This is a genomic window from Proteinivorax tanatarense (genome assembly GCF_040267685.1).
Classification (GTDB): domain Bacteria; phylum Bacillota; class Proteinivoracia; order Proteinivoracales; family Proteinivoracaceae; genus Proteinivorax; species Proteinivorax tanatarense.
This window is the reverse complement of the sequence record NZ_CP158367.1, coordinates 2,619,040-2,639,253: the sequence shown is the minus strand read 5'-3', so window position 1 is coordinate 2,639,253 and position 20,214 is coordinate 2,619,040. Positions and strand designations below refer to the sequence as shown.

Annotated in this window: 22 protein-coding genes; 21 read left to right on the top strand and 1 reads right to left on the bottom strand. The window is 34.7% G+C overall.

All coding sequences use genetic code 11. The features are described from left to right. The first annotated feature begins 4 nt into the window (after window positions 1–4). From purD to PRVXT_RS12895, 9 genes are all read left to right on the top strand, one after another. Window positions 5–1,282 carry a phosphoribosylamine--glycine ligase gene (purD, locus tag PRVXT_RS12935; RefSeq protein WP_350343281.1) on the top strand — a complete coding sequence of 426 codons (1,278 nt, stop codon included), beginning with the start codon at window positions 5–7 and terminating at the stop codon, window positions 1,280–1,282. Further along, window positions 1,260–1,676: a hypothetical protein gene (locus tag PRVXT_RS12930; protein ID WP_350343280.1), complete on the top strand. Its 417-nt coding sequence runs from the start codon at window positions 1,260–1,262 to the stop codon at window positions 1,674–1,676. Before purD ends, PRVXT_RS12930 begins: the two co-directional genes overlap by 23 nt. A gap of 349 nt (window positions 1,677–2,025) precedes the next feature. After that, window positions 2,026–2,256 carry a DUF2164 domain-containing protein gene (locus PRVXT_RS12925; RefSeq protein WP_350343279.1) on the top strand — a complete coding sequence of 77 codons (231 nt, stop codon included), beginning with the start codon at window positions 2,026–2,028 and terminating at the stop codon, window positions 2,254–2,256. A 52-nt stretch (window positions 2,257–2,308) separates the two neighbouring features. Next, window positions 2,309–3,097 (top strand): class I SAM-dependent methyltransferase, encoded by a 789-nt coding sequence (locus tag PRVXT_RS12920; RefSeq protein ID WP_350343278.1) that lies wholly within the window; start codon window positions 2,309–2,311, stop codon window positions 3,095–3,097. Window positions 3,098–3,353: 256 nt separating this feature from the next. Then, window positions 3,354–4,172 carry a hypothetical protein gene (locus tag PRVXT_RS12915; protein ID WP_350343277.1) on the top strand — a complete coding sequence of 273 codons (819 nt, stop codon included), beginning with the start codon at window positions 3,354–3,356 and terminating at the stop codon, window positions 4,170–4,172. Window positions 4,173–4,538: 366 nt separating this feature from the next. Next, window positions 4,539–5,768: an NAD(P)/FAD-dependent oxidoreductase gene (locus PRVXT_RS12910; protein WP_350343276.1), complete on the top strand. Its 1,230-nt coding sequence runs from the start codon at window positions 4,539–4,541 to the stop codon at window positions 5,766–5,768. Between the two features lie 14 nt (window positions 5,769–5,782). Continuing rightward, window positions 5,783–6,436: an HAD family hydrolase gene (locus PRVXT_RS12905; RefSeq protein WP_350343275.1), complete on the top strand. Its 654-nt coding sequence runs from the start codon at window positions 5,783–5,785 to the stop codon at window positions 6,434–6,436. Window positions 6,437–6,451: 15 nt separating this feature from the next. Further along, entirely contained in the window at window positions 6,452–7,120 is a 669-nt protein-coding gene (locus tag PRVXT_RS12900) for an esterase/lipase family protein (protein ID WP_350343274.1), read from the top strand. Between the two features lie 75 nt (window positions 7,121–7,195). Beyond that, complete coding sequence (locus tag PRVXT_RS12895) at window positions 7,196–7,798, top strand: GNAT family N-acetyltransferase (RefSeq protein WP_350343273.1); 603 nt, start codon at window positions 7,196–7,198, stop codon at window positions 7,796–7,798. Between the two features lie 49 nt (window positions 7,799–7,847). On the opposite strand, the gene PRVXT_RS12890 is transcribed toward PRVXT_RS12895, so the two are convergent. Next, window positions 7,848–8,702 carry a cation diffusion facilitator family transporter gene (locus PRVXT_RS12890; protein WP_350343272.1) on the bottom strand — a complete coding sequence of 285 codons (855 nt, stop codon included), beginning with the start codon at window positions 8,700–8,702 and terminating at the stop codon, window positions 7,848–7,850. A 292-nt stretch (window positions 8,703–8,994) separates the two neighbouring features. Between PRVXT_RS12890 and PRVXT_RS12885 the strand changes: the two genes are divergently transcribed. The 12 genes from PRVXT_RS12885 (at window position 8,995) to PRVXT_RS12830 (ending at window position 20,168) form a co-directional block, all read left to right on the top strand. Next, a complete protein-coding gene (locus tag PRVXT_RS12885) occupies window positions 8,995–9,816 on the top strand; it encodes an alpha/beta fold hydrolase (protein WP_350343271.1) in 822 nt (273 codons plus the stop codon). An 82-nt stretch (window positions 9,817–9,898) separates the two neighbouring features. Continuing rightward, window positions 9,899–11,287, top strand: coding sequence for a sensor domain-containing diguanylate cyclase (locus PRVXT_RS12880; protein WP_350343270.1), 1,389 nt, complete (start codon window positions 9,899–9,901; stop codon window positions 11,285–11,287). Then, entirely contained in the window at window positions 11,281–11,904 is a 624-nt protein-coding gene (locus tag PRVXT_RS12875) for a histidine phosphatase family protein (RefSeq protein WP_350343269.1), read from the top strand. Before PRVXT_RS12880 ends, PRVXT_RS12875 begins: the two co-directional genes overlap by 7 nt. Window positions 11,905–11,946: 42 nt before the next feature. Beyond that, window positions 11,947–12,123 carry a YgaP-like transmembrane domain gene (locus tag PRVXT_RS12870; protein ID WP_350343268.1) on the top strand — a complete coding sequence of 59 codons (177 nt, stop codon included), beginning with the start codon at window positions 11,947–11,949 and terminating at the stop codon, window positions 12,121–12,123. Between the two features lie 228 nt (window positions 12,124–12,351). Further along, window positions 12,352–13,713 (top strand): 23S rRNA (uracil(1939)-C(5))-methyltransferase RlmD, encoded by a 1,362-nt coding sequence (gene rlmD / locus PRVXT_RS12865; protein ID WP_350343267.1) that lies wholly within the window; start codon window positions 12,352–12,354, stop codon window positions 13,711–13,713. 28 nt (window positions 13,714–13,741) lie between these two features. Continuing rightward, window positions 13,742–14,083: a group II intron maturase-specific domain-containing protein gene (locus PRVXT_RS12860; protein ID WP_350343266.1), complete on the top strand. Its 342-nt coding sequence runs from the start codon at window positions 13,742–13,744 to the stop codon at window positions 14,081–14,083. A 93-nt stretch (window positions 14,084–14,176) separates the two neighbouring features. Further along, window positions 14,177–14,401, top strand: a complete 225-nt coding sequence (locus PRVXT_RS12855) for a hypothetical protein (RefSeq protein WP_350343265.1) — start codon at window positions 14,177–14,179, stop codon at window positions 14,399–14,401. A gap of 226 nt (window positions 14,402–14,627) precedes the next feature. Next, window positions 14,628–15,695, top strand: a complete 1,068-nt coding sequence (locus PRVXT_RS12850; RefSeq protein ID WP_350343264.1) for a hypothetical protein — start codon at window positions 14,628–14,630, stop codon at window positions 15,693–15,695. A 68-nt stretch (window positions 15,696–15,763) separates the two neighbouring features. Next, window positions 15,764–16,669, top strand: a complete 906-nt coding sequence (locus PRVXT_RS12845) for an AbiJ-NTD4 domain-containing protein (RefSeq protein WP_350343263.1) — start codon at window positions 15,764–15,766, stop codon at window positions 16,667–16,669. 207 nt (window positions 16,670–16,876) lie between these two features. Next, window positions 16,877–17,008 carry a hypothetical protein gene (locus tag PRVXT_RS12840; protein ID WP_350343262.1) on the top strand — a complete coding sequence of 44 codons (132 nt, stop codon included), beginning with the start codon at window positions 16,877–16,879 and terminating at the stop codon, window positions 17,006–17,008. A gap of 132 nt (window positions 17,009–17,140) precedes the next feature. Then, on the top strand, window positions 17,141–18,541 hold the full coding sequence (gene rlmD, locus PRVXT_RS12835) for a 23S rRNA (uracil(1939)-C(5))-methyltransferase RlmD (protein WP_350343261.1): 1,401 nt from the start codon (window positions 17,141–17,143) through the stop codon (window positions 18,539–18,541). Window positions 18,542–19,052: 511 nt separating this feature from the next. Next, entirely contained in the window at window positions 19,053–20,168 is a 1,116-nt protein-coding gene (locus tag PRVXT_RS12830; protein WP_350343260.1) for a DNA cytosine methyltransferase, read from the top strand. Window positions 20,169–20,214 lie beyond the last annotated feature (46 nt).

The following is a 20,214-nucleotide window of genomic DNA, read 5'->3' as shown; positions in this document are numbered from 1 at the left end:
GGAGGTGAGCGTAAAGATGCGTGTTATGGTTATAGGTTCAGGAGGTAGGGAGCATGTGATTTGTGAAAAAATTGCTCAAAGCCCTTCAGTTGAAAAAGTCTATTGGGTAGGCACTGCTCCTAAACCAGAACTTGAAAAAATAAAGGTGATATGGGACATTAATGTTACTGACTTTGAAGGACTAGCAAACTTTGCTTTACAAGAAAAAATAAGTTTTACAGTGGTGGGACCAGAGCTACCACTTACCTTAGGAATTGTAGATTATTTTGAGGAAAAAAACTTAGCTATATTCGGGCCAACTAAAAAAGCTGCCAAATTGGAAGGTAGCAAAACTTTTGCTAAAGAAATAATGAGAGGGGAAAACGTCCCCACTGCAGAATATACAAGGGTAGATAGCCTAGAACATGGGTGCAATCTAATGGATTCATTAGGTCTTCCTTTAGTATTCAAAGTAGATGGCCTTGCCGCTGGAAAAGGTGTAATCATAGTTGAAGATAAAAATACAGGAAAAGAAGAACTTCAAAAGTTGATGGAAAGCCACCCTGATCAAAAGATTTTTGCTGAAGAATTTTTGCAAGGCAGAGAGTTATCTTTTATGGTGGTAGTAAGCAAAAACAAAGCTTTCCCATTAGTGCCAGCACAGGATTATAAAAGAGTTTATGAACAAGATGAAGGACCTAATACCGGTGGCATGGGTGCTTTTGCAAGTAGTGACCTTATAGACGAAAGCCTTAAAAAAGAAATAATGGATACAATTATCAACCCCACATTACAAGGGTTGCAAAAACGTAATATTGAATTTACCGGTGTTTTATATGCAGGCTTGATGGTAACTAATAAAGGTCCAAAAGTACTAGAGTACAACACAAGATTTGGAGATCCTGAAACACAAGCTATACTGCATCTAATTGATGAAGATTTAGCTCTACTAATAAAAAGTTGTATCAACGGAGAAATTGTGCAGCCAAAAATATCGCAGAAAAAAGCTATTACCCTAGTATTAGCAATGGATGGCTATCCCGGCAAATATCCTAAAGGAATAGAGATAACAAAGTGCAAAATAAAAGATTGCCGTTTGTATCATAGCGGTACAACCTATCAACAAGGTAAGTTACTTACAAATGGTGGCAGGGTGCTAAATATTGTGGGTATTGCTAATGAATTGAGCATTGCACGGGATATGGTATATAAAGATGTTAAAAACATAGACTTTGAGGGAATAATGTTTAGACGAGATATAGGATGGGGAATTGATAAAAGTGAAAGAAATAAAGATAACTAATTATAAAAAAGTATATGCACCCCATATTATCTCAATAGCTGATGAACAGCTTGGTGAAGGATATTTGCAACTTTCAACTTTAGAAGATGTATCAAGCTTCTCTGAAAGATTTTTGAACGTTGCAGTAAATGAAAAAGAAGAAGTCTTAGGTTTTTCTTTTGGAAGTATAGTAACCCAATCATTTTTAACGGGAGAAATGGGTATACCTGCGGAAAAATTACATGTTGTTTGTAAAGATGCCAAAAAAATAGGGGTTTTTAAAACTGTAGCGGTTAAAAAAAATGCTACAAAGATGGGAATCGGAGCTAGATTAACCACTGACCTTATCGAGAAAATGAAAAGAGAAAAGGCTGAGGTTATATGTTCGTTGCTTGGAAGACTCCCGATGGAATAAATATCGAAAAAAACCTGCTAAAAAATCACTTAAAGCCAGTTCTGCTTATACCAGAGTATTGGAAAAAAGAAAGTTTAGAAACAGAGTTTGACTGTCAATATTGTGGCAGTCCTCCTTGTGAGTGCTCCGCCGTTATATTTAGCGACGTTAAATAAAGAAGGTTATATTTTTAGTAGAAAACTAAAAATATAACCTTCTTTTGTTTATAGAAAAGAGGGGATTTGCTATAAAACCTTGAAGTTTTATATATGGGATTAACAGGGGAAAATTGACATCAATGTAATTTTAAGCAAAATAAATCAAACATACTCCAGCTTAAAGATTTACTTTTGAAAAAGGAGGCAAAACAATGGATAATAAGATTAAGTTAACGCAAGAAGCAAGAAAAAATATGTTAGAAGATATTAAGCATTATTTTAAAAATGAGAGGGATGAAGAGTTAGGGGATCTAGCAGCAGGACTGATATTAGACTTTTTCGTTGAAAAAATAGGACCAGAAATGTATAACCAAGGCGTATACGACTCATATCAGTTAATGTCAGATAGAGTTTATGACTTGCTTGCTATGCAAAAGAAATAGTTTTTTTGGAATTTATTAAACCAAATATATTATAGATTTTTGGAGGTGCAGTATGTTAAATTGGATGGACGTTACTAATGTTTCTTTTAACTCTTTAATGTTACTAGAAGAGGTGCAGATAAGTTGGCTTAAAGAGTCTAATGTTGACCACGAAAAGCTGGCGCTGGCTCTCAATGCTAATCCGCATGTTGAGTGGTATCTTCGCAACAAATGCTTAGAAATAAATCCTTGGGTTGATGCAATAATGAAAAAAGTAAAAAAAGACCATATAAACAATCCTCAAAGAGTAAGACAAGCTGAAATATCAATTCTAGAATCGTTAAACGACTGGATTGTTTATGTTGTCAACCCAGCTGTTTATGACCTGCAGCCTTTTCTAAATTGGGATTCTCAAGAACTGACATCGGTTGTGGATTTTACCGATAAAAGAGTAATAGATGTAGGAGCGGGTACAGGGCGTTTAACCTTTGTCGCTGCACAAAAAGCTAAAACAGTATATGCCGTAGAACCGGTTTGGCGCCTGCGAAAATATCTAAAAGAAAAAATCAAAGAAAAGGGTTATGACAATATTTATGTAGTCGATGGACTGGCAGAAGAGATACCCTTTCCCGATAACTTTGCCGATGCCACTATAAATGCACATGTTTTTGGCGATAAGTTAGAGGAACATTATCAAGAGTTTAAAAGGGTAACAAAACCTGGCGGAAAAATAGTGATGTGTCCAGGAAATGGAGATAGGGATAATAAAGTGCATCAGTTTTTGATAGATAAGGGTTTTGAATGGGGGAGGTTTGAGCAGCCTAGGGATGGTATGATGCGCAAATACTGGTTAGGCTGTTAAAAAGTACTCATCTTCGTTGTTGCAGAAATTGTTCCAGCATCCTCACGTATTAGATGATACGCTCCGGTGCTGGAGCAATTTCGCGCCTAGAATCTAAGCACTTTTAAACAGCCTGACCCATCTGGGTTGAAAGTACTCATCATCGTTGTTGCAGAAATTGTCCCAGCATCCTCACGTATTAGATGATACGCTCCGGTGCTGGAGCAATTTTTTATATTATAAAAAGTTACAAATCATAAAATTGAGGGGGAGGAAAATGGGGAAAACAAATTGTGGTAAAATAGCACAAGTGGTGCTGCCCATTGTGTTATTAACTGCTTTTATGGTGCTGTATTCTGGCATTTCTTTTAGTTTTGTATCGTCTATGTACGCTTTAGTATGGTTTTCTATATCTATCCACTATTTTAGAGAGTATTCTAAAAAAGTTAACGATTTTAACAGTAAAGAAAGTCCAATTTTGATGTCAAATATACTTAAGTTTATCCTAAGCTTAGTTGTTTCTATTTCTACCTTGCTATTTATTTGGCTGCTCTACAATGTCAAGTCTGAAATTCCTATTTTATCGCATATACTAAATTTTTCTGCTGGAATACATTATAACTTACTATTTGACGCTATTTTAATTATTGTTTTTTTAATACTGCCAATATCCTTGTTTATCATCTTTCAACGATTGTTATATATAAGGGTAGCAAAGCTTGGCGTAAAAGATACTATAGCTTTTTCGCTTATAGCAACACTTTTAGTAATATCATTATCAGCACATAATAATGCTTTAGAAGGTGACAATAAAGCGTCTTTAGAAAGAATTAATCAATTTGCCTACATGGAAGAGCAAATTACAGTTACTTATTTATCACTTAATAACTTAAATGAAAACTGGGCTAACTTAGACAGCAAAGAAAAAAAAGACCACATTAAAGAGGTAAAACAATCAAAGGAACGTACAAAAACAGCTAGAGTGTTTTTAGACAGACACTTTCAACTTTATGCTTCGGAATATCTTCTTAATTACGGTCCTTTAAGCGTCTATCATATCTTTGACTTTTATGATAATAAGTTTGATGCTACCTAAGATGCAATAGCTAGAGGGGACCTCGAAAAAACCCATAAAGAAGTTGAACAACTGAAAAGGGCATACAAAAATATTTCAGGCACCATACAAGACATATCCTTTAAGGATGATAAAAGCCCAGAAAAACATGCCAATTATTTTAGAATGGTTATAGACACTTATGTAGAAGAATACAAAGCAATGTCAGATAGCTAGGATTGATTGCACCGAGCTCATATGAACCAGCAAATAGTAAAGCCACATGGCTTTACTATTTTACTTTTACTCACTTCTAACCTCCCACATCCAACTTCTCATATGGTTAATAATGCTAAAATATGCTAACATTAATCGTATAGGTGTTTAAAGAAAATTGAGGTGACAGCTTTGGATAAAAAACAAATAGTAGTTATAGGCGGGGGAGCTGCTGGTCTTTTGGCAGCTGCTACAGCAGCTAGCAGAGGACATGTCGTTACCTTGCTTGAAAAAAATGATAGATTAGGAAAAAAACTTTTAATAACAGGTAAAGGCCGATGCAACATAACCAACAGCTCTGACGTAGAAAATTTAATCTCGAATGTAGTACATAACAAGGAGTTTTTGTACAGTGCCTTCTATACTTTTGACAATAATGCAATTATTCAACTAATAGAAGATCAGAATGTACCTACCAAAATAGAGCGGGGAGGTAGAGTTTTTCCAGTTTCAGATAAATCTGTAGATGTTGTTAATGCTTTAAAAAGACATGCTAAAAAACAGGGCGTAAAAATAAAGTACGACAGCACAGTTAAAACAGTAGAATCGAAAGATTATCATGTATCTCAAGTAGTGTTGGAGAATAGCCAACGCTTTAAATGTGATAGCGTTATTATTGCTACAGGAGGGATGTCTTACCCTAGTACTGGTTCTACAGGAGATGGTTATTTTTTTGCCAGAAAGTTAGGGCATAATATAGTTACTCCTAAGCCAGCTCTTACTCCTTTAGAAGTAAAGGAGGGGTGGGTTAAAGAGCTTCAAGGTCTTTCTCTAAAAAATACCCATTTAAAACTTTATAAAAATGATAAGCTTATTTTTGAAGATTTTGGTGAAATGTTGTTTACCCATTACGGCATTTCGGGACCCATGGCTTTATCTGCTAGCGGTCATATCCAAGATGTTTCTCAAGGAAAGTTCATTATAGAGCTAGATTTAAAACCAGCCTTAGACGAGCAAAAGTTGGACCAAAGGATTCAAAAAGACTTTCAAAAATACTCACGAAAAATATTTGGCAACTCTTTAGGAGAGTTGTTGCCCAAGAAAATGATACCCGTTATTGTAAATTTAAGCGAAATACCTGAAGATAAGCCTGTAAACCAAATTTCTAAAACTGAAAGGCAGCGTCTTGTTCAATTAATGAAGGGGCTCAAAATAACTCCAACCTCTCTTAGAGGATTTAAAGAGGCTATAATAACAGCAGGTGGAATAAACGTAAAAGAAGTGGACCCATCCACGATGGAATCTAAAAAAATTAAAGGACTATATTTTGCAGGTGAAGTTCTAGATTTAGACGCATATACCGGTGGATATAATCTTCAAATAGCATTTTCGACAGGATTTTTGGCAGGTCTTAACGTATAAGGAGGAGAGGAAAAATGAAAAAAGCAGTTATTTTTGATTTAGATGGAACGCTTCTAAATACGATAGAGGATATAGCAGATTCTATGAACATAGTACTTACGGAAGCTGAATTACCGGCCCATCCCATCGAAAGTTATAAAAAATTTGTGGGAAATGGAATGCCTAAAATGGTGGAGCGAGCATTACCAAAGGAATTGGGGAATAAAGAGAATGTTGAAAAATACACCCAAAAAATGCGGGAAGTTTTCGCTGAAAACTGGGATAAAAAAACTAAGCTATATCCTGAAGTGGATGACCTTTTAAATGCTTTGCAGCATAATCGTTGCAAGATGGCAATTTTATCAAATAAACCTCATAAATTTACTTTAGAAACATATGAAAAATATTTATCTAAATGGAGCTTTGATGTCGTTCAAGGTTGGGATGCTAGTAGATACCCTTTGAAACCTGATCCCAAATCTAGCTTTGCAATAGCACAGAAATTACATGTTAATCCAGAAGAAGTAATTTTTGTAGGAGATTCAGATGTTGATATATTAACTGCAAAAAATGCTGGTTTTTTTGCAATAGGAGTTTCATGGGGGTTTAGGGGACCTAAAGAATTACAAGAAGCAGGAGCGGATCAGGTGGTCTATAGTCCATTAGAGATTTTAAAATTTCTTAAATAAAGTATGGTGATATAAATGGATAACTGTGTTGTTCTACTTCATGGACTGGGGAGAAGTAGCTCTGCTATGAAGCAAATGGAATATTTCTTAAAAGATAACGGGTATAGAGTGTATAACTTGGATTATCCCTCTAGAAAATATAAGATAGATAAATTAGCTGATATTGTGCATGACAAGCTAAAAAATCACAAGCTAACCGACATCGAGAACTTGCATTTTGTCACCCATTCCTTAGGTGGAATAATTGTAAGAGTTATCGAAGAAAAATATAAGCCACAAAACTGGGGAAATGTTGTAATGATAGCTCCTCCCAATAAAGGAAGTGAAGTTGTGGATTACTTGAGAAAAACTCCGTTTTTGCTTTGGGTTTTAGGGCCATCTGCTTTGGAGCTAGGCACTGATTCAGCGGGGATAGTAAAAAAACTTCCCCAACAAATTAATTTTAATCTAGGCGTTATTGCTGGCACTAAAAGCATCAATCCTATTAACTCAGCCTTTTTTCTGAAAGGAGAAAATGATGGAAAAGTCACTGTAGAAAGTGCTAAAATTAAGGGCATGAATGACTTTATTAAGGTAAACCAAAACCATACTTTTGCTATGAATTCTAAAATAGTTCAAAGCTATGTACTTTCTTTTTTGAGTAATGGATACTTTACATCATCTCAACGTAAAAAGCTTGTATAAACAGAATGTAATTAAAGGTAACAAAATTTAATAAAAGATCTATAATAGTAAAAAGCGGAAATAGGAGGTAAAATAGTGGAAAAGATTGAATTTAAACAAGGAACTAAAAAGGAAAGTAAAATAGCTTCAGAGTTAATCCATACTACTGCTCCTGATTTTTTCCGTGCGCTTTTTGGTTCAGAAGCGATACCAGTATTGCAGAAATTATACAAAACTCCTTCATCAATGTTCAGCTACCAGTATTGTAAATTTATAATGGTAGATGGGCAACATGCTGGACTGATATTGGGCTATAGCGGAAGGGGAGAATTTATAAGGACATTACGTTCAGGGCTTGTAATATTAAGGCATTTTAGACTTAAAGCTCCGTCAGTAATAATTAGATCTATTCGTGCAGAAAAAAAATTTATAAATATCAAAGATGATGAGTTTTATATAAGTAATATTGCTGTGTCGCCTAGCTTTCGTAAAAAAGGAATTGGTAAAAAATTACTCGAGCATGTTTATAAGGAAAGTAAAAACCTTGGCTTAAAAAATTTAGTTTTAGATGTGGCAACTAAAAATGAAAAGGCCATAGGGCTATATAAAAACATTGGAATGGAGAAGCATGAAAAAATAAACGCAACTATAAAAGGTGAGCAGTTCTCTTTTTATATAATGAAGCTGCCAATTAAGTAGTGTTATAAAGGGAAACTACCAATAGATGGTGGTTTCCCTTTATAACACCCTATTTATTTGGCTCTAAATGAATTACAATTTTTGCTTCTTTAAAGTTATTTTGAATTTCTTTTTGTATATTATTACTGATATCATGGGCTTTTTTAATACTCATAGTTTTAGGAAAAACTATGTGGACATCCATTTGTTTTTCACCGCCCATCTTTCTGGTTCTAAGCTTATGGTGCTCTACAACTGGTGGTGAATAACTATCGATGATTTTTTTAACTTTTTGAATATCCTCTTGGTTTAAGGAGCTATCCAGCAAACTCCTTAGTGAGTCTCGACCTATAGACAGGCCAGTTTTTATTATAATTATGGCTACCACCATAGCTATAATAGGATCCAAAATTTTAATTCCTGTAAAGTGAATAATGATTAAACCCACCACTACTCCCCCTGAGGTGATAATATCCGTTAGCAAATGGAGTCCATTTGCCCGTAGAGCTATGGAATTTTCCCTTTTTGCAACGGTTAACATGTTCCAAACTACTAAAGAATGTATTAGTATAGATATTAACATAACAATTATACCTAAAGTAGTATCAGTAATATAGTTTTGTTCAATAATTCTAATACACGCCTGCCTAATAATAGTTATAGAAACTAACAAAATAAGGATACTTTGTATAACTGCAGCTAAATCCTCAATTTTACCATGGCCAAAATTATGACACTTGTCTGGTGGCTTTTGAGCAAAACGTATAGCAAAGAAGGTCATGGTAGAAGCCATAACATCCATAAAAGAATGTAATGCATCAGATATAATGCTAACCGAGTTAGCAGATAGACCTACAGAAAGCTTTAATATTACTAGAAAAATACTAGCTAGAATGGCTAGTAAAGCAGATTTCTCCTTAGTCACATCACTACCTCCCATACAGTAACTTTTTTAGATGATTGCAAAATTAAGGTTTTTTATAGATGTCTATCAATTTTTTTCACTAAGTAGTTGACATCTCGAGCTAAGGTCTTTTTATTTAATCTTGCAATTACTATACTACTGGTATGTTATGATAAGTTTGTAAAATTGTGCAAAAGTAATGGTTTTGGACTATATTTATTGCAGGTTATTTGCTGTAATCACCCTTTTTAATTTAATTCAAGAGAGGTTAAAATAATAGCTGGAGTGAAAACCTTATGGAAGGAGGTTACTTATGCCAAAGATTAATATTAACGGGAATAACATATATTACAAAGTTAAAGGCAATCCTGAATCTGAAAATACAGTGATTTTTTTAAATGGAATTATGGCTTCTGTCAGTAGCTGGTTTTACCAAACTACAGAGTTTGAAAAGCTGGGCTTTAAAATTTTGCTTCATGATTTTAAAGGCCAAATGATGTCAGATAAACCCAAAGGACCCTATGCCCTGGCTCAGCATTCAAGGGATGCTATAGAGCTCATGGAAAAATTAAAAATTAAAAAAGCCCATCTTGTTGGAACTTCTTATGGAGGGGAAGTCGCTATGAGGATGGCCATTGATTATCCCGAATGGGTAGAAAGTATTTCAGTTATTAATTCTGCAAGTGAACTTGATGAAACATTAACACTTTTTGTAAGAGGATGGAAAGAAGCAGCTAAGCGGAAAAATGGAGAAAAATTATTTTGGACTATGGTTCCCACTTTATATCATAATAATTATATTGTTTCCAACCGTAAGGCATTAAAGAACAAAGCTACAGCAATGTCGAGAGTCTCTGATGAATTTTTAGAAGGACAGCTGAATCTTTATGAAGCCTTTGAACGAGATGTGGATATAACAGCGGAGTTAAATAAAATTAAATGCCCTGCTTTAGTTATATGTGGAGAAGATGATATATTAAAGCCTAGGAAGTTTTCTAAAAAAATAGCAGAGCAAATACCAAATTCTGAGTATGTGGTTATACCTGATAGTGGACATGTTACTATACTTGAAAAACCTAATGTCATTAACAGCTTAACAATTGGTTTTATTATGAAAAACAATTATTCTTCTTGAAAAAACGGGACTAAAGTAATAAAATTAAGTTTAGAATTAGTTGTTTGACTTATTTTATGCCTAGCAAACTGGGGGAATAGCCATGAATTCTCATTATACTGCAGAGTATTTAAAAAAAGCAGAAGAACTTGCAGAAATTGGCGTTTGGGAGTTTGACCATAACAAAGGTACTAGTCAGATATCAAATCAAGTATATAATATATTAGGTCTTAAAAGGCAAAAATTTAATGATATTTTCTATCTTATTAAAATTTATTTTGCTTCCCAGAAACATGGTATCATCCGCAAGCTTTTAAACAAAGAAACTACCGAAACAAAAGACTGCTATAAAGCAATTTACAAAGATAACGGTAAAAAAATGAAACTAGGTATAAAATTTCAGTACGATATCAAAAAGAATGTAACCTTTGGCATAATCCAAGACTTAACATTATTTAAACTAAAAGAAGAACAACTAATAAAATCGCTAAAAATAAAAGATGCTATGCTTGAAATAAGTCATGCTATAGTGGAAATAGAAAATACAGAAGAGCTGTTTGATTTTATATTAAGCAAAATCACCAGTGCTATCGATAAAACTGATTTAGCATCTGTGTTACTTTTAGACGAAAAAAATAATTTAAAAATTAGTGCAAGTAAAGGTTATAAAAAAGAGCAAGTTAATGATTTTGAAATTAAGTTACAAGATGCTTTTATTTGGCAGAAAACAGATGGGAACATACATGAAACTGTTATAATGAATAATTTAAAAGAAGACCTTCCTACTCAGTACCATACGATTTTAGACAATAACATGGGAATAACCCCTAAATCCTCTATGTGTGGCCCTGTTTTTGTAGATAATAAGTTATGTGGATTTATAAATATAGAGTGTGAAGAAAATGACATTTTTGATGATGTAGATTGGAGCCTGATGGAGTATGTCCGAAAACAGCTGTCGATAGCTATAAGTAAGCGTAAGTTACACGAAAAAACTGTATATTTAAGTCGATATGATGAATTAACAGGGGTTTATAATAGAAGGTATTTTGAGGATTTAATCAAAAAAAGGATGGAAAGCAGTGCACTTTTTTCCTTGGTGTTATTTGATTTAAATCGACTAAAGGAAGTAAATGACACGTATGGACACTTGGCCGGCGATGCTGTAATAAAAAAATTTGCATATCTATTAAATAGTATACTAGAATCAGATGATTTTGTTGCAAGATTTGGAGGAGATGAATTTATTGTATTTTTCTCTAATAGAGATAAGTCAGAGGTGATAAAAAAAATTAAAATATTAAAAAAGAGAGTACAAGAGCCAATTGACTTTGAGGGTAATTTTCTAAAAATAGGTTTCTGTTATGGGATATCAAATTACCCAGAAGAAGCTTTAGATTATCATAAGCTAGTGAAAATTTCTGATGCAAATATGTACCATAGTAAACGTCAGCTATACGACTTAAAAAAAGAGGGGGAGGGACGATGTTAAGATTAATTCTTTTAAGACATGGACAGTCAGAAGGGGATATAACCGGTAGGCATGAAGGAAGAGCTGATTTTCCACTTACTGATTTGGGAAAAAAACAAGCACAGCTTGTAGCAAACTATTTGTCTATATACTATGGAATTGATGAAATATACTGTAGTCCTTTAAAAAGAGCTAAGGAAACCGCCAATATTTTGGGCAAAAAAATTATGAATCAACCTATAGAAGAAAAAGAGCTTATGGAAATAAATAATGGGGACTTAGCTGGCCTTACTTTTGAAGAAGCGGAAAAGAAATTTCCTCCACCTGAGAGTGAAAAAATTTATCGAGCTTTACCTAACGGCGAATCTATAATAGATTTTAGAGCTAGAATAGAAGCATTTTGGCATAAATTTAAAGATGAAAACCTCCAGCCTAACAGGCAGAAGACAATTTGTATCGTCGCCCATGGAGGAACTATATCAATGTTATATAAAACAATTTTGGAGCTACCCATAAATACACATACTAAGTTTCCCACGGCAGATACTGGATTCCACCTGTTGGAAATTACTCCGAAAGACATAATTATATTAAAAGCAAATTGTCTGGAACATTTGTATCTCAACAATGAAGGATAAAAAATAAGTATAACCACCATAATAATAAATGAGGTGGTTTAAGTGGAATTAAACTTTAGAAGAAATATTGGAGATACAGAGAGGATAATGAGAGCTGGCTTGGGTTTAATTTTATTTGTCGCAGGGGCTTTAAACTTATTTAACCTTCATTTATTTTTAGCTTACTTTTTAATGATAGCTGGGTTAGTAAATTTAACGGAAGGAATATTTAGATATTGAGTAATTTACGATATGTTAGGTTGGTCAACCTATCAAAAATAAAGAGTGCTTAAAGAAATTATGTTATAACATAATCAGAAAGTAATATAAGATAAGTTGCTCCTTCTTATAGCAGCAGGCAATCTCAATTAAGCTGCTAAAAGAAGGAGTATTTTTGATTTTGTTTTCACCCTTAAAACAGTTATAATAGTTGTGAGGAAAAAGAAGAAAAGTGAGGGAGAATTTTATATGTCAAAGTTGCTAACAGGCAAAAAATATACAGCCACCATTGAAGATATTACTCATAAAGGAGAAGGCGTGGGAAAAATAGATGGTTTTACGGTTTTTGTGCCCCAAGGCCTTCCTGAAGATAAGGTGGAAATAGAAATAATTAGCATAAAGAAAAATTACGGACGAGGCTTAATTCAAAAAATTATAAATCCATCACCTCATAGAATAAAACCAAATTGTCCAACTTATGAAAAATGCGGTGGTTGCAATCTTCAGCATACTGATTATTCATATCAGCTTAAGCTTAAACAAAAGCTAGTAAAAGATGCATTAGAAAGAATAGGTGGTTTTCAAAGTGTAACCGTGCATCAAACTCTAACTGCTGGAGATAAAAAATATCGCAACAAAGTTCAATCTCCGGTAGGTATAGTTGATGGTAAAACAGTGGCAGGCTTTTATAAACCGAAAAGTCACGAAATAGTGCCGTTGGAAAACTGCCACATTCAGCACCCTAAAAGTAATGAAGTGCTCGACTCAATTTCTAGAAAGCTCCATGAGCTTAACATACCTACATACAACGAAAAGACAGGTAAAGGCATAGTTCGTCACATAGTGACTAAAGTAGGTTTTAACACCGACGAACTAATGGTGATAATAGTAGTTACAAAAGAGGATTTTCATAGAAAGAAAGAGCTTGTTGATAGTATTAAAAGGTTAAAAGTGGTAGATACCTTAGTTTTTAATATAAACTCTAAAAAAACCAACGTCGTTATGGGACGCAAGAACATAACGATGTTTGGAAATGGACATATAACAGAAAAAGTAACTGGCATACAGTATAAAATATCGCCGTTATCATTTTTTCAGGTTAATCCTAAGGGAATGGAAATCCTTTATGGAAAAACCTTAGAGTACGCTAACCTCACCGGCAAAGAAAAAGTGTTAGACGCATACTGCGGCATAGGCAGCATCTCACTATTTTTAGCCCAGCAAGCAAAAGAGGTGTTAGGAGTGGAAATAGTGCCACAAGCCATAGAAGATGCAAAGGAAAATGCAAAAATAAACGGCATAAAAAATGCCCACTTTAAAGTAGGAAAAGCGGAAGAAGTTATAGTGGATGAAGCTAAAAAAGGAGAAAAATATGATGTGGTAGTAGTAGACCCACCAAGAAAAGGGTGCGATGAAAAGCTGTTAGAGGCAATACAAAAGATATCACCGCAAAGGATAGTTTACGTATCCTGCAATCCCTCAACCTTAGCTAGAGATTTAAAGCATCTATGCCAGGAAGGGAAGTATGAGATAAAGCAAGTTCAACCAGTGGACATGTTCCCTCACAGCGGACATGTGGAGTGCGTCTGTCTGCTGAACAAGGTTGATTAAAGAAGAACCTACCCATATTTTTAGGAGTATGGACTCTAGATTAACGGAATTAAACTACTACACCGTAGGTTGGGTCAATTATTTTGCAGTTGCTAAAACTACAAAGAAAATCTCTATGCTAGAAATGTGGGTTAGACGCAGGCTGAGAGCATGTATCTGGAAACAGTGTAGAAAGGTTAAAACCAAAGGTAAGAACCTTATGAAACTGGGACTACCAAAATATAAGGCATGGGAATTTGCTAATACGAGAAAAGGCTATTGGAGAATATCCAACAGCCCAATTTTAAATACAACTCTAAATAATAAATATCTTGAGAATCTAGGATACAAAAGCATATCTAATAGATATCATCTAATGCATAATTCTTAATGAACCGCCGTATACCGAACCGTACGTACGGTGGTGTGAGAGGACGCTGAATAAAATAATTATTCAGCTCCTACCCGATCTTTATTTGCTATATTGAAATATCAAAAGCCTGACCCCCTTTTTTCTGCAATGGTTGACAATGCAGAGCGTGAAGGAAAAAGGCAACGTATCGCTAAGATGGCTGAGTTTATAGATGAGCAAACAGAAGAGTTGGAAGAATATGATGAGCAGCTGGTAAGAAGGCTTATTGAGAAAGTGACAGTTTTTGAAGAGAAGTTTAAGGTTGAATTTAAGTCCGGAGTCGAGAGTGAGGTATAAAAAATAGCGCTTTTAGCTGACCACCAATCAAGAGACAGAGCTTGATTGGTGGTCCTTTGTCTGAAGTTAATTGAATATTGATGCCATGAAGTATATAATTATATTAACAATGCTGTTGATATTGAGATTGTTTAGGAGTGGACAACATGAAAGGTGTAAATAGATTACTTGAAGAAGTGATACAAGATTTCCTAAGTTTATCAAGGTAAAGGGGATGAAATGGAGAATGAAGGATGTTTATCCAACACCAAAGGATTTGTATGATTATGAATATTACATGAAGAGCAGACCACATGTTGTTATACTGGGTGCAGGTGCGAGTTGTGCAGCAATCCCAAATGGAGACAAGAATGGCAGAAAAATATCTGCAATGAATGGTTTCATTGAAAAGCTTGGATTGACAGATATACTAGAAAAAATTAATATAAACACTTCTTCGGGGAATTTAGAAGATATTTATATGGAACTTGATGAGCGCAGTAAAACAGAGCCTAATTGCATGGATGTCAAGCATGAATTAGAGGAAGTCATCCATGACTACATGACAAGCTTCAAGTTGCCTGAAAGTCCTACAGTTTATGACTATTTGATTATGGGACTAACTTCAAAGGATTTAATTGCAACCTTTAATTGGGATCCGTTATTGGTTCAGGCTTATGCTCGCGCTATGGCTTATACTACCAATCTGCCACAGTTAGCTTTTTTACATGGAAATGTTGCAGTTGGGTGTTGTTTAGAGGATAATGTTATGGGCAATGTTGGGATGCCATGTAGATGTGGTAACCCCCTTGCTCCAACAAAGCTATTATTTCCAATAAAGAATAAAGATTATGCCAGTGATATATCTATATCAAAGTCTTGGAAATCATTGAATAATGCGTTAGAGGTAGCATATATGGTTACTATTTTCGGATATAGTGCACCTAAAAGTGATGTAGAAGCTATTGCAATGTTGAAAAAAGCATGGGGTGCGGCAGAAGAGAGAAAGTATGAGGAAATAGAAATAGTTGATTTGCGTGATGAATATGAGGTTATAGAGTCGTGGGAAGATTTTATTCATACGCATCATTATTCGTATCATAACAGTTTTTTTACAACAACAATAGGGAGGTGCCCTAGGAGGAGTTGTGAAGCAACATTTGATAGACTGATGAGTGATCAATGGTTAGAACCAGATAAAGGATTTAAATCGAATATGGATTTCTCCGACATAGATAAATTGACATGTGATTTAATAATTGATGAGGAGCGTAAAAAGGGAACAAATCAACTCCTCTTAGATCCATATGTGTAGATGTATTAAATGGCGAAATGAAAGTTACCTGTATAATAACTGATAAATAGGAAATTAGGAGATGGCTTATGAAATTATATTCTGAAAGGCATGGTATAAGAGCACCACTGGAAAAGACATATTCTATTAACAGAGATATGTATTCATTAATTTTAGATTGCTGTAAAAGGTATCAAAAAAACTTAACACATATTTTCACTCTAAACTGTCATCATGACTTTACAGATAGTAATTATGTTGCATTTGATGAAAAAGGATTTATAACTAGAATTAAAATAAGAATCCCGTCTCTTTTTCGGGATGAGTATGATAGGATTTGCACGCCAGCATATGACGATGAATATGATCAGTATGCACTTTTAGACCTCATTGAGTTCTTTGCACAAAATATTAAGGATATCTCTGAACGATGGAATAATGAGAAATACCGAAACTACCAAACGATAGACTGTCTTAATTCTTCAGATATATTTAAAAATTTCCAAGAGGCAATAAATGAAATATTTACTGAGTCGGGATTACTTTATGAACTAACTGATGAAAAGATTATAGAAAGAATTGTTGAGAACAGCCCACTTACAACGGAAATTGAAAGCAATTTTGCAGCAGTACATGAAGTAGGAACAAGAGAGTTGTTGAAAGATGCTGTTGCATTATATAAGACACCAAATTCTGCAGCACGACAAGATTCAGTGGAAAAGATATGGGATGCGTTAGAACGTCTAAAAACTTACTATACAACATTAGATAAGAAACATTCATCAGAAAAAATAGTAAATGATATGGCTAATGGAAATGATGATTTTGCCGATTTGTTTAATAATGAATTTAAGATGTTGACGGACATTGGAAATAAATATCGCATACGGCATCATGAAACTAATAAGATTGATATTACTAATGTCCGTTATTACGACTATCTTTTCAATCGTTGTTTATCACTAATTGCACTTGCTATACAATATTTGAGGTAAAAAAAACACTGATTATGTACTATTCCTTTGATAAAGGAAAATTCGACAAAACCGTAGATGTGTTATTAGGCTGAAATAAAAATAAAACTACATATTCTTACATTTACAGTATGATGACATTACGAAAGATTTGGAAAGAAAATTCTTTAGAATAATTCCAATTTGTCGATGAATTTATGAGCATAATGTGTTTTGTTTACGGATATAGTGGATATATTCCCACATACCGATAGTGCTAAAAATGCTATGGATATGTTTCCTTATACCGATAACACTAATGACATCAATGCCATCAACTCGGGTCATGTAGAGTGCGTGGTGTTGATAGAGAAAATTTAAAGCATAGGCAAGGGGGCAGGCCAGCCTGTGTAAGCAGCAGAAAGGAACTCCCCCGCAGAGGTAGGCTTGACCTTTAGTGTCAACCCGTTAGTATATGGCTACCCATAATATCAGTATAAAGGATGAAATAAAATGAAGAAAACAAGAAACTCCAACAGAAACTACAACAACAAAAAAAGAGGACACAAACCCTCCTCAAAAAAAGAAACAATAGAAGCTAACTGTATAGACTATGATTCAGAAGGAAAAGGCATCATATCTTACAACAATCAACAGATACCCATCCCCAACCTTCTAAAAGGCGAAACTGCAAAAATTGAAATCATTAAAAAAGGGAAGTTCATCACAGGAAAGATTTTAAAGGTTATAAAACCGTCCGCCAAAAGAATTAAAGCCAAATGCAAACATTATGAAAAATGTGGAGGATGTCAGCTCCAGCACATATCATATGAAGATCAAGCCCAGCTAAAACAGAGTTTGGTAGAAAGATTAATGAAACCCTTTGGCAAAGCAAACCCTATCATTAAGATGGACAACCCCTATGACTATCGCAACAAAATACACGCTACATACTCCTACAAAAACAAAGAGATAGTATCGGGTTTTTACGAAGAGCAAAGTCACAGAGTAATCCCTGTTGAAAGGTGCCTCATTCAAAGCAGCAAGTCAGATGAGATAAACAAAACCATAAGAGAACTTATGAAATCCTTTAAATTGAAAGCTTATGACGAAGAAAGAGACACAGGACTTATAAGACACGTGCTAGTTAAAGTAGGATTTGCCACAAAGGAAGTAATGGTAGTACTAGTTACAATAGGCCCCATGTTTCCATCAAAAAATAACTTTATAAAAGCACTCCGTAAAAAGCACCCTGAAATAACAACAATCATCCAAAACATAAACAGCAAAAGAACCAGCATGGTGTTAGGAAACAGAGAAAAAGTCATTTACGGCAAAGGAACCATAAAGGACACATTATGCGGATACACCTTTAATATATCATCAAAATCCTTCTACCAAGTAAACCCCACCCAAACAGAAAAACTATACGGCAAAGCCATAGAAATGGCAAATTTTAAAGGAAATGAAGTGGTCATGGATGCTTACTCCGGCATCGGAACAATAGGCATAATCCTAAGCGAGAAAGTAAAATCAGTAATAGGAGTAGAGCTTAACAAAGATGCAGTAAAAGACTCAATAAAAAATGCCAAACTAAACAAAGTCCAAAACGCCCGCTTTTACGAAGGAGATGCCGGAGAATTTATGCTCCACATGAAAGAAGAAGGGCAAAAACTAGACGTAGTAGTAATGGATCCACCAAGAAGCGGCAGCGACGAAAGGTTTCTATCGTCACTAGTAAAAATAAGCCCCAAAAAGGTAATATACATATCCTGCAACCCTATAACTCAATCAAGAGATATTAAGTTTTTAATTAAGCATGGATATAAGGTAAAAGAAATACAACCAGTAGATATGTTTCCCCACACAGCCCATGTTGAGTGTGTGGTGTTGATGTCAAGAGTAGATAAATAGAAGTGCTGGAAAAGCCTATAAACAAAGGGGATCCAGATATTGAGTTTTTCTCGCGGCCATCTTGCCGGAGGTGCTCATATCAGGAAACCCTTAATTTTGCTGTTTACGGGAACATATCAACTGCCCTGAAAGCGATAGGATTGAGTTGACAGATTAGATAACGCCTATCTTGAAGGAGGTTGAGTTGACAAGATTATTATTTGGTAAGTTGTGTGGAGTGCATTAATTTTAATTTGCTAAAATGATACAATTGTTACAAATAGAAAAATTACACCTCGTGAAAAACATTATATGTTATTTAGACTGTCGAGTTGAGCAATACCCTCATAAAATTAAAACAGGCAAACCTGTGAAATTTTAAAAAATAATCTTGAAACATAACTATTTTTATGAGATATATAGTAATAGCTTATGCCATAAAAGGAGTGAACTGTTAGTATCCAATGTTTTCCTTGCAATTATGGGTAAATGTTAATATAATGTACTTTTAAAGAGGAGATGAGATAAGATAGTGAAGATATTTTCGTTCTTTTCAGGAAGTGGTTTTTTAGATTTGGGATTTGAAACAAATGGTTTTGAAATAGTATTTGTCAACGAGATTGATCCAGAATTTATGCGAGCATATCAATATTCTAGACAACAAATTGGAATGAATCCACCGGTATATGGATATGACAACGGTGATATCAATGCATTTCTAAATGAAGAAACAAAACGAAATGAATTAATTAATAATATTAATGCAGTTAAAGATAGTGGAGAACTGGTGGGATTCATCGGTGGTCCGCCGTGCCCTGATTTTTCTGTTGGGGGCAAGAATAGAGGAAGAGAAGGAGAAAATGGGAAATTATCACTTTCGTATATTAATCTGATTATTCAACGACAGCCGGACTTCTTCCTTTTTGAAAATGTAAAAGGATTATGGAAAACAAAGCGTCACAGACAATTTTATGATGAGTTAAAGATAATGTTGCATAATGCTGGATATAAAACGACTGAAAAATTAGTTAATGCGTTGGAGTTTGGTGTTCCCCAAGACAGGGAGAGGATTCTTCTATTTGGGGTAAAAAGTGAACTTCTTGATAATAGTCGACGAGGCGGCACCCTAGTAGATTTTCCTTGGCAGAGTCGTCAGATATATACAATGGAAGATATAAATCGTTATGACTGGCCTGAACCACAAGATTTTTTGGAGGGTGGCGAAAGACCAATGCCTTCTGGAATACCACGAGAGCTAACTGTCCAACATTGGTTTGAGACGAATCACGTAAATACTCATCCGAATGCAAAGCACTACTTTACTCCGAGAGCTGGCTTGCCTAAGATGCAACGATATCAAGAAGGGGATAGCAGTAAAAAAAGTTATAAAAGACTACATCGGTGGAGGTACTCTCCAACTGCAGCGTACGGGAATAATGAGGTTCATCTTCACCCGTACTATGCGAGAAGACTATCTGTAGCTGAAGTATTGGCGATTCAATCATTGCCGGAAAACTTTGTTTTGCCACCGGACATGTCTTTGACAAGCATGTTTAAGACAATAGGAAATGGTGTTCCATATATACTTTCAAGTGGAATAGCAAGAACCATAAATGACTATCTTTTAGAACTGAATGTTCGGAATTAACAAAAAGACACTGCACTTCTTACCTAAAGAGAAGTGCAGTGTCTTT

Excerpts from the sequence above, each read along its gene's own strand:
- PRVXT_RS12885 (WP_350343271.1), top strand. The coding sequence starts at position 8,995 with ATGCCAAAGATTAATATTAACGGGAATAACATATATTACAAAGTTAAA.
- PRVXT_RS12905 (WP_350343275.1), top strand. The coding sequence starts at position 5,783 with ATGAAAAAAGCAGTTATTTTTGATTTAGATGGAACGCTTCTAAATACG.
- PRVXT_RS12880 (WP_350343270.1), top strand. The coding sequence starts at position 9,899 with ATGAATTCTCATTATACTGCAGAGTATTTAAAAAAAGCAGAAGAACTT.
- PRVXT_RS12925 (WP_350343279.1), top strand. The coding sequence starts at position 2,026 with ATGGATAATAAGATTAAGTTAACGCAAGAAGCAAGAAAAAATATGTTA.
- PRVXT_RS12900 (WP_350343274.1), top strand. The coding sequence starts at position 6,452 with ATGGATAACTGTGTTGTTCTACTTCATGGACTGGGGAGAAGTAGCTCT.
- PRVXT_RS12915 (WP_350343277.1), top strand. The coding sequence starts at position 3,354 with ATGGGGAAAACAAATTGTGGTAAAATAGCACAAGTGGTGCTGCCCATT.
- rlmD (WP_350343267.1), top strand. The coding sequence starts at position 12,352 with ATGTCAAAGTTGCTAACAGGCAAAAAATATACAGCCACCATTGAAGAT.
- PRVXT_RS12845 (WP_350343263.1), top strand. The coding sequence starts at position 15,764 with ATGAAATTATATTCTGAAAGGCATGGTATAAGAGCACCACTGGAAAAG.
- PRVXT_RS12850 (WP_350343264.1), top strand. The coding sequence starts at position 14,628 with ATGAAGGATGTTTATCCAACACCAAAGGATTTGTATGATTATGAATAT.
- PRVXT_RS12875 (WP_350343269.1), top strand. The coding sequence starts at position 11,281 with ATGTTAAGATTAATTCTTTTAAGACATGGACAGTCAGAAGGGGATATA.
- rlmD (WP_350343261.1), top strand. The coding sequence starts at position 17,141 with ATGAAGAAAACAAGAAACTCCAACAGAAACTACAACAACAAAAAAAGA.
- PRVXT_RS12860 (WP_350343266.1), top strand. The coding sequence starts at position 13,742 with ATGGACTCTAGATTAACGGAATTAAACTACTACACCGTAGGTTGGGTC.
- PRVXT_RS12920 (WP_350343278.1), top strand. The coding sequence starts at position 2,309 with ATGTTAAATTGGATGGACGTTACTAATGTTTCTTTTAACTCTTTAATG.